The organism is Janthinobacterium sp. 75 (assembly GCF_004365495.1).
Taxonomy (GTDB): Bacteria; Pseudomonadota; Gammaproteobacteria; order Burkholderiales; family Burkholderiaceae_D; genus Janthinobacterium.
On sequence record NZ_SORD01000001.1, the window covers coordinates 3,994,908 to 4,009,368 of the forward strand.

At 66.6% G+C, this 14,461-nt stretch carries 15 protein-coding genes; 7 read left to right on the forward strand and 8 right to left on the reverse strand.

Annotated features, from left to right (window positions below):
* Positions 1-58: 58 nt before the first annotated feature.
* Entirely contained in the window at positions 59-1,663 is a 1,605-nt protein-coding gene (locus C8C89_RS18240; protein ID WP_133991578.1) for an acyl-CoA ligase (AMP-forming), exosortase A system-associated, read from the reverse strand.
* A 186-nt stretch (positions 1,664-1,849) separates the two neighbouring features.
* Here C8C89_RS18240 and C8C89_RS18245 point away from each other — a divergent pair, with 186 nt between their 5' ends.
* From C8C89_RS18245 to C8C89_RS18270, 6 genes are read left to right on the forward strand one after another with little or no spacing between them, the layout of a single operon-like run.
* Positions 1,850-2,629, forward strand: coding sequence for a hypothetical protein (locus C8C89_RS18245; protein WP_101484532.1), 780 nt, complete (start codon positions 1,850-1,852; stop codon positions 2,627-2,629).
* Positions 2,608-2,853, forward strand: a complete 246-nt coding sequence (locus C8C89_RS18250) for an acyl carrier protein (protein ID WP_101481221.1) — start codon at positions 2,608-2,610, stop codon at positions 2,851-2,853. The genes C8C89_RS18245 and C8C89_RS18250 overlap by 22 nt, the downstream gene beginning before the upstream one ends.
* Positions 2,850-3,707 carry a hydrolase 2, exosortase A system-associated gene (locus C8C89_RS18255; protein ID WP_133991580.1) on the forward strand — a complete coding sequence of 286 codons (858 nt, stop codon included), beginning with the start codon at positions 2,850-2,852 and terminating at the stop codon, positions 3,705-3,707. Before C8C89_RS18250 ends, C8C89_RS18255 begins: the two co-directional genes overlap by 4 nt.
* The gene (locus C8C89_RS18260; RefSeq protein WP_133991582.1) at positions 3,704-4,591 is read left to right on the forward strand and encodes a hydrolase 1, exosortase A system-associated; all 888 of its coding nucleotides are present in this window, start codon (positions 3,704-3,706) and stop codon (positions 4,589-4,591) included. Before C8C89_RS18255 ends, C8C89_RS18260 begins: the two co-directional genes overlap by 4 nt.
* On the forward strand, positions 4,585-5,889 hold the full coding sequence (locus C8C89_RS18265; RefSeq protein WP_243858083.1) for a glycosyltransferase: 1,305 nt from the start codon (positions 4,585-4,587) through the stop codon (positions 5,887-5,889). The genes C8C89_RS18260 and C8C89_RS18265 overlap by 7 nt, the downstream gene beginning before the upstream one ends.
* Positions 5,886-6,602, forward strand: a complete 717-nt coding sequence (locus C8C89_RS18270) for a tetratricopeptide repeat protein (protein WP_133991585.1) — start codon at positions 5,886-5,888, stop codon at positions 6,600-6,602. Before C8C89_RS18265 ends, C8C89_RS18270 begins: the two co-directional genes overlap by 4 nt.
* Here the strand turns inward: C8C89_RS18270 and C8C89_RS18275 are convergent.
* From C8C89_RS18275 to C8C89_RS18295, 5 genes are all read right to left on the reverse strand, one after another.
* Complete coding sequence (locus C8C89_RS18275) at positions 6,589-7,326, reverse strand: hypothetical protein (RefSeq protein WP_133991587.1); 738 nt, start codon at positions 7,324-7,326, stop codon at positions 6,589-6,591. The two genes, C8C89_RS18270 and C8C89_RS18275, sit on opposite strands and share 14 nt — an antisense overlap.
* A 16-nt stretch (positions 7,327-7,342) precedes the next feature.
* Entirely contained in the window at positions 7,343-7,792 is a 450-nt protein-coding gene (locus C8C89_RS18280) for a DUF6678 family protein (protein ID WP_243858085.1), read from the reverse strand.
* Positions 7,792-9,021, reverse strand: coding sequence for a formate-dependent phosphoribosylglycinamide formyltransferase (gene purT / locus C8C89_RS18285; protein WP_101481216.1), 1,230 nt, complete (start codon positions 9,019-9,021; stop codon positions 7,792-7,794). The genes C8C89_RS18280 and purT overlap by 1 nt, the downstream gene beginning before the upstream one ends.
* 111 nt (positions 9,022-9,132) lie before the next feature.
* A complete protein-coding gene (locus tag C8C89_RS18290; protein ID WP_208327796.1) occupies positions 9,133-9,633 on the reverse strand; it encodes a VOC family protein in 501 nt (166 codons plus the stop codon).
* A 144-nt stretch (positions 9,634-9,777) separates the two neighbouring features.
* Complete coding sequence (locus tag C8C89_RS18295; protein ID WP_133991589.1) at positions 9,778-10,671, reverse strand: LysR family transcriptional regulator; 894 nt, start codon at positions 10,669-10,671, stop codon at positions 9,778-9,780.
* Between the two features lie 110 nt (positions 10,672-10,781).
* Here C8C89_RS18295 and C8C89_RS18300 point away from each other — a divergent pair, with 110 nt between their 5' ends.
* On the forward strand, positions 10,782-12,281 hold the full coding sequence (locus C8C89_RS18300) for an MFS transporter (RefSeq protein WP_133991591.1): 1,500 nt from the start codon (positions 10,782-10,784) through the stop codon (positions 12,279-12,281).
* Here C8C89_RS18300 and C8C89_RS18305 read toward each other — a convergent pair.
* Positions 12,263-12,799: a CPBP family glutamic-type intramembrane protease gene (locus C8C89_RS18305; RefSeq protein WP_133991594.1), complete on the reverse strand. Its 537-nt coding sequence runs from the start codon at positions 12,797-12,799 to the stop codon at positions 12,263-12,265. The two genes, C8C89_RS18300 and C8C89_RS18305, sit on opposite strands and share 19 nt — an antisense overlap.
* A gap of 80 nt (positions 12,800-12,879) precedes the next feature.
* Entirely contained in the window at positions 12,880-14,460 is a 1,581-nt protein-coding gene (locus C8C89_RS18310; protein ID WP_133991596.1) for a methyl-accepting chemotaxis protein, read from the reverse strand.
* Position 14,461 lies beyond the last annotated feature (1 nt).

The window sequence follows — 14,461 nt, forward strand, 5'->3', positions numbered from 1 at the left end:
TCGGGGCTTTCCGCGCTATCGGGGCTGCTCAAATGGGCGTCTTTCATGGCGGGACCATTCATGCCGCGTCTCCTGATTGGACCGCACCCGCGCGCGCCAGTTCCCTGGCCAGCAAGGGACGGTCGATCTTGCCGTTCGGATTGCGCGGCAGCACGCCGTCGCGGATTTCCACCCACAGCGGCACCATATAACTGGGCAGGCGCGCGCGGCAGGCGGCCAGCACGCTCTCGCGCAGCAATGCGACGCCCGGCGCGGGCGTGACGAGCAAGGCGATAGCCTGGCCCAGCACGGCATGGGGCAGGCCCAGCGCGGCAGCCTCCCCCACGAGCCCGCTCGCATACGCGACTTTCTCGATCTCGGCCGGGCTGACACGGTAGCCGGACGTCTTGATCATGTCGTCGCTACGGCCCACGAAGTACAGATAGCCGTCCGCATCGCGGCGCACGGTGTCGCCCGACCAGACGGCCAGTTCCGGCAGCACCAGGCCGCTCGCCTGCGGCGGCAGCGGCTTGAAGCGCGCGGCCGTACGCGCCGCATCGTTCCAGTAGCCAAGCGCCACCAGCGCGCCACGGTGCACGAGCTCGCCCAGCTCATCGGCGTCGCAAAGGCTGCCATCGGGGCGCAGCACCAGCACTTCCGCGTTGGGAATCGCTTGCCCGATGGAATCGGGACGCCGCTCCAGCTGTTCCGGCGCCAGATAGGTGGAGCGGAACGCTTCCGTCAAGCCATACATCAGGTAGACCTGGGTGCGCGGTAGCGCATGGCGCAGACGGTCGAGCGTGGATCTCTGCATCACGCCGCCCGAATTGGTGATGTAGCGCAAGGGCGTGGACAGGGGCCAGCTCAGCTGAGACAACTGCACCCACAGGGGCGGCACGGCGGCCAATCCCGTGATGGCCTCCTGCTCCACGGCTTCGACGATGTCGCGCAGCAGCAGGTAATTCATCAGCACGGCGCAGGCGCCGCTGGCAAATGCCGTCGTCAGCTGGCTCAGGCCATAGTCAAAACTGAGCGGCAGGACGCACAAGATCCGGTCTTGCGGCGTATTGCGCAGGTAGGACGACACGCTGAGCGCGCCCGCCAGCATGTTCCGGTGCGACAGCACCACGCCTTTCGGCAGCCCCGTGCTGCCCGAGGTGTACAGGATGGCGGCCATGTCCGTGTCGATTACCGTATGCCACAGGGGTTCGGGCGCGGGCGCGCCGCCCGCGGGTACGCCATTCCACGGCAGCAGCCGTACGCCGTCCAGGCTGTTTTGCGGCGGTAGTTCGCCCGTCAACAGCACCGTCCGCAAGTCCGGGCAGGCGGCCAGTGCAGGGCCCAGCCGCGCCAGGCGTTCGCGCGATGTGACGAGGATGACCACGTTGCAATCGGCCAGGATATACGCTACCTGGTCCGGCTTGAGCAGCGGATTGACGGGCACGAACACGCCGCCGGCAGCCGCCGCGCCAAACATGGCGCTGACGTTTTCCGGGCGTTTTTCCAGGTACACGGCCACGCGCGCGCCGCGCTGCAAGCCCAGGGTCAGCAAAGTGCTTGCGCCATCGCGCACGGATTGCGCCAACGCTGCATAGCTGATTTCCTCGCCCTGCCACGACAGCGCCGGCGCATGGGGGGCGCGCTGCGCCGCGTCGAAGATCAGCTCGTGTATCAGTGTCGCCATCGTTTCGCTCCCGGGTTGCCATGATTGCCATGCATTCCCCTATGATTCAGACAAACGGCCACAACGGTCTTGATTTTGATCAATTAACAGTTTCAGCAACACAGCTTGAGCCGGCGCAAGACCGCCGCTGGCCGCTGCGCTCTAATGAATAGCGTTGGCTGCAAAGCCGTCCCATTCTTGAGCGCCATGGCCAGCTTCGTCCATTTCCTCCATTCCCCCCGCCTGCAACGGCTTGCCGCCAGCCTTCGCCAGCTGGGCTGGTGCGACAGCGCCTGGCTGGCCCTGGCGCGGCTGCTGGCGATGGTGCCGGGCGGGCGCTGCGCGCTGCACCGCTACCAGTTCGTGGCGCAAGCGGTGGCGCCCGGCTCGCTGTGCCGCGGGCGCGGCCAGTCGATCACCGTCACGCCCTGCCTGGCGGAGGCGGACTTGCCGTCCGGTCCCGAGCGCCGTCCCGGCGCGTTGCGCGAGCGCTACCGCCAGGGCGCGCAATGCCTGGTCGCGCGCAGCGCGCAAGACGAGAAGACGGCATGCATGTCCGGCTGGATCTGGCTGCTGCGCCACGGCTGCCAGGAAGACGAGGTGCGCGCCCGCTATGCGCTGGCGTCGGGACAGTCTTCGTGGGACCTGGACGTGTGGGTGCATCCCGCGCAACGGGGCGGCTTGGTCTTCGCACGCCTGTGGGAAGAAGCCAACGCCGTGCTGTACGCGCAGGGCGTGCGCTGGTCGTGCAGCCGCATTTCGCGTTTCAACCGCGCTTCGCTGGGCGCCCATGCGCGCCTGGGCACGCACCCGCTGGGCACGGCCACGTTCATCCGCTGCGGGCACTGGCAATGGATGGCCGCCAGCCTGCCGCCGTATCTCTACCTGTCGCGCCGGCCCGACGATGTTCCCTGCCTGGCCTTCGATACCAGCCGCCTGCCCCACTACCCATCCCTGGAGCTGACATGCCGCATCTTGAAGCAGTAAAATACATCCTCGACACCACGCTGTGCTTGAACGGGCGCGCGCTGGAAGCCCACACGCCGCTCCTTGGCAGCGTGCCGGAGCTCGACTCGATGGCCGTGATCGGCTTGATCGCTGCGCTGGAAGACCATTTCGGCATCTTTGTCGCCGACGACGACATCCACGCGCGCCACTTCGCCACTGTCGGCACCCTGCATGATTTCGTGTCTGCACAGCTGCGACCATGAACAGCGCCGCCATCGACGCGCTGCCGCTGCTGCCATTCTTCCAGCCCGCCAGCGGCGGACAGCGCTACTGCCTGCTGCACCTGCCGCCGCCGGGCCGCAGCGCGCGCGGCGGCATTCTCTATGTGCATCCATTTACGGAAGAACTCAATAAAAGTCGCCACGTGGCTGCCGCGCAGGCGCGCGCCTTTGCCTCCTCTGGCTACAGCGTGCTGCAAATCGACCTGTTTGGCTGCGGCGACAGCAGCGGCGACTTCGGCGAGGCGCGCTGGGACATCTGGCACAACGACCTGCACCTGGCTTGCGCGTGGCTGGCGCAGCGGGTCGATGGTCCCTTGACCGTGTGGGGCTTGCGCCTGGGCGCCCTGCTGGCCCTCGATTTCGCCAGCCGCGCGCCGCTGCCCCTGGCGCGTTTGCTGCTCTGGCAACCGGAACTCGATGGACGGCGCAGCATCGACCGCTTCCTGCGCCTGCGCCTGGCCACCAGCATGCTGGCCAGCAGCACGCGGGAAGTGCCCGGCCAGGCACGCGCCACACTGGCGAAAGGCGAGGCTGTGGAAGTGGCCGGCTACCTGCTGGCGCCCGAACTGGCGCTGGCCATCGATGGCGTCAGCGCAGCAGCGCTGCTGCCCGCGGTACCTGTCTATTGGCTCAATTACCAGGCACCGGAGCAAACCTGCGCACCAGTGCCTTCGCTGGCGCGCCAGTGGCGCGAACATGGCGCCGCCGTGCATGTGGCCAGCTTCGGCGACGGTCCGTTCTGGCACAGCGGCGAGCTGCTGGCGTGTCCGCAACTGCTGGACGCCACGCGAAAACTGTGCCACGACTGGCTCGGCGAGGAAAGGACGCGGCCATGAAGCGCGACAGCAGTCAGCAGCACCTCGCAGGGCACAGCGTACGCGAACTGCCCCTGCGCTTTCGCAGCGCGGCCGACGACGCCGAAGCGCCGGCGCGCATGGTCGGCATCCTCAGCCTGCCCGCCGCACCAGGGCCGCGCGGCGTGTTGATCATCACGGGCGGGCCCCAGTACCGGGTGGGCAGCCACCGCCAGTTTGTCTTGCTGGCGCGCGCCCTGGCCGCGCACGGCTGGCCCGTGCTGCGCTTCGACTTGCGCGGCATGGGTGACAGCGAAGGGAGCGCGCGCGATTACCGCGCCGCCGGCCCCGACATCGCGGGCGCGCTCACGCAATTCTTCGACAGCGTGCCGTCGCTGCGCGAAGTGGCACTATGGGGCTTGTGCGATGGCGCCACGGCCGCCGCCTGCCATGCGCCAAACGACGCGCGCATCGTCGCACTGATCCTGCTCAACCCGTGGGTACGCAGCAGCATGGGCCTGGCGCGGGCCACCTTGCGCCACTACTATTTGCCACGCCTGCTGCAAGGTGCGTTCTGGCGCAAGCTGGCTGGCGGCGGACTGCAGCTGGGCGCCAGCCTGGCCTCGCTGCGGCAGGTGGCGGCCGCAACGCAGCTGCAGGCAATGCAGCAAGACGATGCGCCCGCGCCGGCCCTGCTGCGGGCGCTGGCGCAATTCCAGGGCAAGGTGCTCCTGATCCTCAGCGGCGACGATCTGGGCGCGCGCGAGTGGCAAGCCCTGCTCGATGGCGATGTGGCGTGGCGCGCCGTCGCCGCGCGCGCGCACTGGACGCAGGCGCAGGTGGCTGGCGCCAACCACACTTTCGCCAGCGGCGCCTGGCGCGGCGAAGTCGAACAACTGTGTGCACGGTGGCTGCAGTCATGGTAGGGATCACGCCGGACGCGGCCCGACCGAACGCGGCCCGACCAAAACGGGTGCTGATGGTGGCCTACCATTTCCCGCCGCTTGCTGGCGGCAGCGGCATCCTGCGCACCCTGGGCTTCGCGCGCCATTTGCCCGACTGCGGCTGGCAGCCGCTGGTGCTCAGCCCCGCGCCGCTCGCGTATGCGCAGCGGGGCGATGCGCAGCTGGCGCGGATCGGCGCGCAAGCGACCGTGCGGCGCACCCTGGCGCTGGATGCGGCGCGCCACCTGGCCATCGCCGGGCGCTATCCGCGCTGCCTGGCGCTGCCCGACCGCTGGATATCCTGGTGGCTGAGCGCCGTGCCGGCCGGCCTGCGCATGATCCGCCAGTACCGCCCCGACGCCATCTGGTCCACGTACCCGATCGCCACGGCGCACCTGATCGCGCTGACCTTGCAAAAACTCAGCGGCCTGCCCTGGGTCGCCGACCAGCGCGACCCCATGCTGGACGACAGCGACCCGCTGGCGCCGTATCCGACCGAACCGCAGCTGCACCGCATGCATGCGTGGATAGAACAGCGCATCGCGGCGCGCAGCGCGGCCATCGTCTGCACCACGCCGGGCGCCATCGACGCGCACCGGCGGCGCTTGGCGCAGGTGGGGCGCGAGCGCTTCCGCCTGATCGAAAATGGCCATGACGATGACGAAGGCGACGCGCCGCCGCACGGGCCGGGCGGCCACCGCAGCCGCTTCCTGCTGCTGCACAGCGGCGTGATCTACCCGTCCGAGCGCGATCCCCAACCGCTGTTCGAGGCCCTGGCCAGGCTGCGCCACGACGGCGTGCTGCAGGCGCATAATTTCCAGCTGATGCTGCGCGCCACAGGCCACGATGCATGGTTGGCCTGCCTGCTGGCGAAATACGGCATCCGGGACCTGGTGCGCCTGGAACCTTTGCAGCCACACGGTGCGGCGCTGCAGGAAATGCTGGCGGCCGACGGCTTGCTGCTGCTGCAGGCGGCTAATTGCAATGCGCAGATTCCCGCCAAGCTGTATGAATACCTGCGCTGCCGCCGGCCCATCCTGGCGCTGACCGACCTGGCGGGCGACAGCGCGGCCAAGCTGCGCCACTGCGGCATCGACACCATCGGCCGGCTCGATTCCAGCACCGACTGCGCGCGCGCGTTGCTGCGCTTCCTGGAACTGGCGCGCCAGGGACGCGCCCCTCTGGCCAGTCCCAACGCCATCGCCCTGCAATCGCGGCAAGCCCGCAGCAACGCCCTGGCCGACTTGCTGGACCAGGTCAGCCACAGGAGAAGAACATGAAACACCTGATACTTGCCTGCGCCCTCGCCGCCTGCTGCGCCCATACCGGCGCCGCCGACTGCCCGCCCTACGTCAAGCACACGCCGGGCGGCGACTATACGAGCGCGGAAGACCGCTCCGGCCTGTCCGTGGTCGAGAAATTCCATTTTTCGCGCGCCGTGGAAACGCTCACGCAAGGTATGACGGGCAGTCTGGGGGGCGACATCAGCTACACATTGGAGCACTTCCCGAACCACCACCGTGCACTGGCCTCCATGGCCAGGCTGGGCTTGCGCCTGAAAAGCGCGCAGCCAGTCGGCGCCCGCTATACGGTCAGCTGCTTTTTCGAACGGGCCATCGCCTTCGCGCCGCACGACGTGACGGCACGCATGGTGTATGGCAACTACCTGCTGGCCATGGGCCAGGATGCGACGGCGCTGGAACAGCTGGAGGCGGCCAGCCGCCTGGCGCCCGACCAGGCCACCATCCAGTACAACCTGGGCCTGATGTATGTCAAAAAGAAGGAATACGACAAGGCCAGCGCGCACGCGCAAAAAGCCTATGCGCTGGGTTTTCCCCTGCCGGGGCTGAAGAATAAACTGAAAGCGGCGGGCCAGTGGCGCGATCCGCCGCCGGCCGTCATTCAAGATAAAGAAGCGAAGGCAGCCCCTAAAACGGAAGAAACGCCAGTACCTGCAACTGCCGTGCCAGCCGAAAAAACTAGCGGGGAATGACGGCCGGCCGCTTGGCCACGCTCAAATGCCCCGTCGGCGAAGCAGCCAGCGCAGCGGCCAGGTCGCGCCGCGACTGCGCCTTGTCGGCGGCCTCGCTGATGTACGCCAGTTCGGCCGGCTGCAGCACGGTGGCGGTGAGCAGCATCACTTCCCCATATGGCGTGGCGAACAATGGCGGGATGGTGCTTGCCCGCTGCGCCAGCAGCACGCCCACCTGTTCGTTCTCGTCTTCCAGCCCCTCCGGCGCATCCTGCACATCCAGCACCATCGATACGCTGCCGTGGCGCTGCAGCAGCAAATCGACGGAGCCATGATCGGCCACGTTCTGGCTGATTTGATAGATCACGTCGAACAGCCACGAGGCCTGCACCGGATCGCCGTCGAAGGCGGCCAGCGGCGCCTCGATGCACACTTCCAGCAGGTGGCCGCGCGGGACGAAAACGTCGTCGTCATCCTCGAACGGGTCGCTCAAGCCGTCGCTGGCGATAATGACCGAGTCAGGCCGGCGGATCACGCGCCAGGCTTGGCGCAGTGACGGCCAGCGGGGGCCTCCCATGAAGGCGGGATTGACCAGCGGCGCCAGCACGTCGGCGTCCATGGTGCCCAGGGTGGCATAAAAAGCGTCGCGCGCGGCGCAGGCCGCAGCAAGCATCTGCGCGCCCGCTTCCTTGCCGACGACTGCGTCGTCCGGTTGCGGTACTTGCGGGATATCGTTTTCAGGCATGAGATTACTCTTTGAATTAGTCAGCGGGTGGAAAGTCGTGATAGTTGCGGGGCAAATAGCCCCAGATGCGCGCCACCCGGTCCCGCACCTCGAAATCGAAGCCGATACGTTCCAGTTCAGGCACGATCCACACGCCATGGTCGATGATGATCTTCGGCAGCAGCATGCCCACGTGTTCTTCCGAGGTCAGGCCGATGTCGAACCATTCCACGCCCATGAACGGGAACGGCGGATGGTAATCCCATTCCGTATCCCAGCGCGAGACATAGCCGGACACTGAACCATAGCGGTACGACGGCAGCCATTCAGTTTGCCCGCGCATGAAGGCCAGCAGCTCGTTCCACTTGCAGTCGTTGGCGGCGCCGGCCAGGTTGCGCCGCGCGATGTGGCCGCGCAGCTTGCGCTTGATGTCGTCGCCGCCAGCGTCGGCCAGCGGCAGGCTGGGGGCCACCATCAGGCCAGCCATTACCTCGCGACCGGCTTGACCTTGGACGCGGCCAGCACGGCGCGCGCGCGGGCCGTGTCAGTATCGTCCGCCGTGGCCAGCGCCACGCCCATGCGGCGGCGGGCGAACGATTCCGGCTTGCCAAACAGGCGCAAGTCTGCGCCCGGCACGCTCAAGGCGTCGGCCACGCCTTCGAAGGCGATACCCTTCGCTTCCAGCTGGCCGTAGATGACGGCCGATGCGCCGGGCGAACGCAACGCCACGTTGACAGGCAAGCCGAGGATGGCTTTCGCGTGCAGCTCGAATTCGCTCTGCACCTGGCTGGCCATGGTGACCATGCCCGTGTCGTGCGGACGGGGGCTTACCTCCGAGAACCATACCATGTCGTCCTTGACGAACAGTTCCACGCCGAACAGGCCCAGGCCACCCAGGTTATCCGTCACCCTGCGGGCGATGTCGCGCGAACGCTCCAGGGCCAGCGGCGCCATGCGGGCCGGCTGCCACGATTCCACGTAATCGCCCTGCACCTGCAAGTGGCCGATCGGTTCGCAAAACTGCGTCTCGATCTGTCCCGAGGCACCGACGGCGCGCACGGTCAGCAAGGTGATTTCGTAATCGAAGTCGATGAAGCCTTCGACGATGACCCGGCCCGTGTCGACCCTGCCGCCGCTGGCCGCATACGCCCACGCCGCGTCCACGTCAGCGGCGCTATCGAGCTTGGACTGGCCCTTGCCGGACGACGACATCACGGGTTTCACGACACAAGGGAAACCGATTTCCTGGCACGCCAGCTGCAGCTCCTGCAGGCTGCTGGCGAAGCGGTATGGCGACGTTGCCACGCCCAGCGTTTCGGCCGCCAGCGTGCGGATGCCTTCGCGGTTCATCGTCAGTACGGCCGCGCGCGCGTTCGGGATGCAGGTGATCTGGCCGGCCGCTTCCAGCGCCGCCAGGGTATCGGTGGCGATGGCTTCGATTTCCGGCACGATCAAATCCGGCTTTTCCAGGTCGATCAGGGCGGCCAGCGCCACGCCATCGCTCATGTCGATCACGTGCGAGCGGTGCGCCACGGGGTGGCCCGGCGCGTTCGGATAGCGGTCGACGGCGATCACTTCCACGCCCAGGCGCTGCAGCGAAATGATCACTTCCTTGCCCAGTTCGCCCGAGCCCAGCAGCATGACTTTGATGGCGGTGGACGACAGGGGCGTGCCGAAGGTGCGGGGCGCGATGGTGCTGCTGGTGCTTGAGGTCATGGCAGGGTCAGGTGGCGTTGGAAAGATGGCTGGGACTATAACAAATGCGGGCCATCTTGGACAGGGCGCGCCGCTGGCGTGCGGTCGCTCGTCCCCATCCGGCGGCTCGCACTAACCGGCGTAAGCCCGCTTGATCTCGTCAATGTCGATTTTTTTCATGCCCATCATGGCTTTCATCACCCGCGCGGCCTTGACGGGATCAGGGTCCGTCAACAGGCGGATCATGAGGGTGGGCACGATTTGCCAGGACACGCCAAACTGGTCCTTGAGCCAGCTGCATTGCTGCGCTTCCGGTGGACCACCTTGGGACAGCTGCTTCCAGTAGTGGTCGACTTCGTCCTGGGTTTCGCAATTGACCTGAAACGAGATGGCCTCGGAAAACTGGAACAAAGGGCCGCCGTTCAAGCCCGTAAACGTCTGGCCATCGAGTTCGAAGGCCACCGTCAGTACGCTGCCCGGTTCCTGGCCGTGAATTTCCCTGCCCTCCTCGCCGTAGCGCAGGATCTGGCCAAGCTTCGAATTGGGAAATATTCCCGTATAAAACCGGGCCGCCGCCTCGGCGTTGCCGTTGAACCATAGGCATGGGGTAATCTTTTGTACGCTGTGCATGATGTCTCCCTAGGTCGGAATAGTCAGGATAGGAACGCCTTCCCGCGCCGGGAAGGATAGCTATCAATATAGTCACTATTGCGCGGCCATGGCGCGCGATGGCACCAGGCACATGCAGCTACGGCGCTTCCCGGGAAGAAGCAAGCGTCAGGGCTGCGCGCCAAAAGCCTGATCCTGCAATTGTTCCACCAGGAAATCGATCAACACGCGCAGGCGCGGCGGCAGGTGGCGACTGGCTGGCCACAGCAGCCAGAAGGCCGTGCGCGCCTGCGTATGCTCGTCCAGCAACGACACCAGTTGTCCCGCCGCCAGCTCGCGCTGCACGGCAAAGGCAGGCAGGTAGGCTATGCCCCGCCCCTGCACGGCCAGGAAGACGCGCATTTCCACGCTGTTGCAAACCATGCCGGGCGCCGGCTGGGTTGCCTCGTCCGGCAGCGGCCACTGTTCCAGGCGGCCCGTGGCGGGAAAACGGTAATCCAGGCGCCGGTGCAGCAGCATCTCGGCGCCATCGAGGGGCCGGCCATGGCGCGCCAGGTAGGCGGGGGACGCAACCAGCAGGCGGCGAAACGTGCACAGTTTGCGACGCGTCAAGCCCGAGTCGTCCAGTTCGCCCGTGCGCACGGCGACGTCATAGCCGTCGTTGACGAGGTTGACCATGGCGTCGGAGAAATCGAGATCGAGTTCGATGGCGGGATAGGCTTGCATGAAGGCGCCGATGGCCGGCTCGAACAGGCCGCTGTAGCGTGGCAGGCTGATGCGCAAGCGTCCGCTGGGACCGCTGCTGGACTCGCTCAGTTCGCGCTCGGCCGCCGCCACCTCGGCCAGGATGCGCTTGCAGCGCAGCAGGAATTTCTCGCCCTCGTCCGTCAGCGCCAAGTGCCGCGTGCTGCGCTGGAACAGGCGCGCGCCGAGTCGCGCCTCCATGCGCGCCACGCTCTTGCCCACGGCCGACGACGACAAGCCCAGCAGCCGGCCCGTGGCCGAAAAACTGCCACTGTCGGCCACCTGCACAAACATGGCGATGCCACTCAAGCTATCCATATGATTCCCAATTGCGGACATTTTTGTCCGATATGTTCGGCAGTTTAGCCCATTTTTCTTCAATGACGGGCGCGCCATACTCGCCACTCCTTCACTCCGAGCCGATTTCCATGCCCTCTTCCTCATCTTTTTCACTCTCCCTGCAAGTGCTGGCCGCCTGCCTCACGGGCCTGCTGATACCCCTGTGTTTCACGGGCCCTGCCGTGGCGCTGCCCGCCCTCGGCGCAGAATTGCACGGCAGCGCCGCCGCCCTGAACTGGGTCATCAATGCGTATATCCTCAGCTATGGCAGCGCCATGATGGTGGCCGGCAGCCTGACGGACGTGCTGGGACGGCGCCGGGTCTGGCTCGCGGGGCTGGCGCTGTTTTGCGTGGCAACCCTGGCCATTGCCGTCGCGCCCTCGGTGGCCTGGATCGCCGCGCTGCGCTTCGTGCAGGGCCTCGGTGGCGCGGCCGCGTTCGCCGCCGCCATGTCGTCGCTGGCGCCATTGTTCCACGGTGCGGCGCGCAACCGCGTGATGAGCGTGCTGGGCACGACCTTTGGCATGGGCCTGGCTTTCGGTCCCCTGGTAGCGGGCGCCATGCTGGCACTGGCCCGCTGGCCCGCCATCTTTTACGCCACGGCCGCACTGGGCGTCATTGGCATATTGCTGGTATGGGGCAAGGTGCCGGCCGATCCGCCGCGCGGCAAGGGCCGGCTGGACTGGCCTGGCGCCCTCAGCTTTAGCGCCGCGCTGGCCCTGTTGACCCTGGGCATGCTGCTGGCGCCCGAACACGGCTGGCGCAGCGGGGCCGTGCTGTTGCCCGTTGCCTTGTCCGTGCTGCTGGTATGCGTTTTTATCGCGATCGAGCGCAGGACGACGCAGCCCATGCTGGACTTGAGCCTGTTCCGCCAGCGTCGCTTTGTCGCAGTGCAAGTGCTGGCCGCCTCGCCCGCCTTCCTGTTCATCGTGCTCATCGTCATGCTACCGGGGCGCTTCATCGGCATCGACAATATGTCCGCGCTGGCGGCGGGCCGCCTGATGACCGCCCTGGCCGCGCCGCTGCTGCTCGTGCCCATGCTGGCGCCGCTGCTGTTGCGTTGGGTCAAGGCCGGTACCGTGTGCGCGGCAGGTCTGCTGCTGGCGGCGGCGGGCCTGGCCTGGCTGGCGCAGGTCCTGGGTCATGGCACCCCTGCGGATTGGGCCGGACCGCTGCTACTTATCGGCACGGGCATCGGCTTACCCTGGGGCTTGATGGACGGCATGGCTCTGAACGTGGTGGAAACAGCGCGGGCCGGCATGGCAACGGGCATCTTCAATACCGTGCGCATCAGCGCCGATGGCGTGGCGCTGGCCCTGGCGGGCGCCGTGCTGGCCGGTCTGATCGGCGCGGGCCTGGCGCGCCAGCTGCCTGCCGATCTGCCCGTGCTGGCGGCTGCCAGCCGCGCCGCACTCGGCGATATCCAACAAGCAACACAGCTGCTGGGCGGGCAGGAAACGCTGGTGCGCGCCAGCTATGACGCCGCCTTCCGCCAATTGCTGGGCGGCTTGGCGGGGCTGGCCGTGACACTGGCGGCGCTGGTGCCGTATTTGCTCAGAAAGGATGGGACTCAGGCATCAAGGCCATAGAACACGGCGACCAGAACGGCGATATTGTTGCAGGCGCGGGAAAAGGTCGTCGTCGCATAAGCAACAGCCACGCCGGGAGCGCGGTAGCGCAGGTAGACAAAGCTGAACATGGCGCCCGAGCCCAGCGCGACAATGGCGTGCAGCAAGCCGCCGCTGATGAAATGCACGATGGCCCACAGGATGGCGCCGATGAAAATGCTCAGCTGGCGGCTGGCGCCCAGGCGCTTGAGAATTTCCAGCGGCAGGAGCTGGCCAAGAAAGGTTTCCAGGATGGGAGAATAGATGACGACCCAGAACACCAGCAAGGGCAGCGACATTTCGCGCTTGAACTTGGTCAGGCCCGTGTGCGCGCCCCAGTAGTCGGGCGGCAGCAGCCATTTGGTGAGGAACAGGATGGCAAAACACAGCATGCAGGTGAGCAAGCCCCAGCCCAGGCCGGCAAGGGCCAGCTGCAGCACGGGCGGCGCCGGCTTGTCGTCGTCCGGGCTGGAGAGATCGTGGCTGCTGCGCACTTGCATGAGTAGTCCTGGCGGTGATCCAGCTCTTATTGTAGCGCGTAATATGGCAGCTGGCGCGCCGCGCTGCTGCGCGAACGGTCTCAGGCCGCCAGGCGCAAGGGAGCGTTGGCCGGCTGGGCCAGTTTGAAGATACCCACTTCCTGTTCCAGCTGGGCTGCCTGCTGCTGCAGCTCATGCGCGGCGGCGGCCGCCTGTTCCACCAGGGCCGCGTTTTGCTGGGTGACGCGGTCCATGTCGACGATGGCGCGGTTGACTTGTTCGATGCCGGCGCCCTGCTCCTGCGTGGCGTGGCTGATCTCGGCCATGATGCCCGTCACCCTGCCGATGCCGGCCACCACCTCATGCATGGTGGCGCCTGCCTGCTCGACGAGCACCGTGCCCGTGCCCACCTTGCTGACGGAATCGTCGATCAGGGTCTTGATTTCACGCGCGGCGGCGGCCGAACGCTGCGCCAGGCTGCGCACTTCGGTGGCGACCACGGCGAAACCGCGACCCTGTTCACCGGCGCGCGCCGCTTCCACGGCCGCGTTCAAGGCCAGGATATTGGTCTGGAAGGCGATGCTGTCGATCACGCCGATGATGTCGACGATCTTGTTCGACGAGGCATTGATCAAGCCCATGGTGTGCACCACTTCGGCCACCGCCTTGCCGCCCTGTTCCGACACGGTGGACGCTTCGCGCGCCAAACGGTTCGCCTGCTGCGCGTTGTCCGCATTCTGGCGCACGGTGGAGATCAGTTCTTCCATCGACGACGCCACTTCTTCCAGCGAACCGGCCTGCTGCTCCGTGCGCTGCGACAAATCCCGGTTGCCCGTAGCGATCTCGGTCGAGGCCGTGGCGATGCTTTCCGTACCGTGGCGCACCTTGCCGACGATGGCGGCCAGGTTGTCGCGCATGGTTTTGATGGCAAATAATAAACTGCTATCGTCGCCTTGGCGCGTGTGCACGTCGATGGCCAGTTCGCCCAGCGCGATGCGCCCGGCAATCGAAGCCGCATACGCCGGTTCTCCGCCCAGCTGGCGCAGCAGGCCCCGCGTGATGACGGTGGCCACCGCAATGCAAATGAGCACGCTGAGCGCGGCCAGCACGCCGATCCAGCGCAGCGACTGGCCGTAGATGGCGCGCGCGGCCACGCTGGCTTGCTCCGATTCGTGCTGCACGTTTTTCAGGACCGCATCGATGTCGGCGACGATCTGGCGCCGCAAGGGGCTGCACTCCTCAACGAGGAAGGTACCGTACTGGTCCATCTGGCCCGTGGCGCGGAACTGGCGCGGACGCTGCAATTCCTGCGCCATGGTTTTCAGGCCCGTGCTGACTTTCTCGAATTGCGCGTCACCGGCGAATTTCGGCGCCAGCCTGGCCAGCGCTTCCAGGTACAGCGCCTTCTGGCTGTCGAGGATGGCCAGCTCTTTTTCGGCGGCGGCCTGATCATGAAAGATATACGCGTTGCGGGCGGCCAGGCCCGTCTGGTCCAGCGCTTCGCGCGCCACGTACAGCGGGTCGAGTTTTTCCTGCTGTACCTTGTCCTGCGCGTCCATGGCACCGGAGATGGCAGCGATGCGCAGCAGCGCGAAGGCAGCCAGAACCAGCATCAATACCACCAGCAAGCCGAAACCTGCGCTCAGGCGTGCGCCTATCGTCAAACGATTGAATGACATCATT